General features: G+C 68.2%; 1 protein-coding gene. It reads right to left on the reverse strand.

Features of this window, described 5'->3' with window-relative positions; all coding sequences use genetic code 11:
- Positions 1 to 340: halocyanin domain-containing protein (locus NKF06_RS20875; RefSeq protein ID WP_253246489.1), on the reverse strand; the 340-nt coding region annotated here is incomplete at both ends.

A 340-nucleotide genomic window follows, 5' to 3' on the forward strand; every position in this document is an offset into this window, starting at 1 on the left:
CGCCGACGGCGACCGCGCCGAGCATGCCGAGCGCCTCGTGCGGCACGCAGTGGTACTTGGTGATGCCACCGTTCTCGAACGTGAACTCGTAGGTGCTCCCAGCCTCGGAGACGGACGCGCCGGAGTCGAGCGACGCACCCTCGCTCGCGACGACGTTGTGGCCGCCGCCTTCGCCGGTCCACTCCCACGTTACGGTCGTGCCGGGGTCGATCCAGATGCCAGCCGGTGCGAACGCAAGGTTACCTCCGTTGCCGGACGCGCCGACCTCGATGGTGACTTCGCTCTGACCGCGGAGGTCTTCGTAGCCTCCGTCGATGCCGTCGAGGTAGCCACCGAAGTC

Origin of the sequence: Haloferax sp. AB510 (assembly GCF_024136985.1) — an archaeon.
Lineage (GTDB): Archaea > Halobacteriota > Halobacteria > Halobacteriales > Haloferacaceae > Haloferax.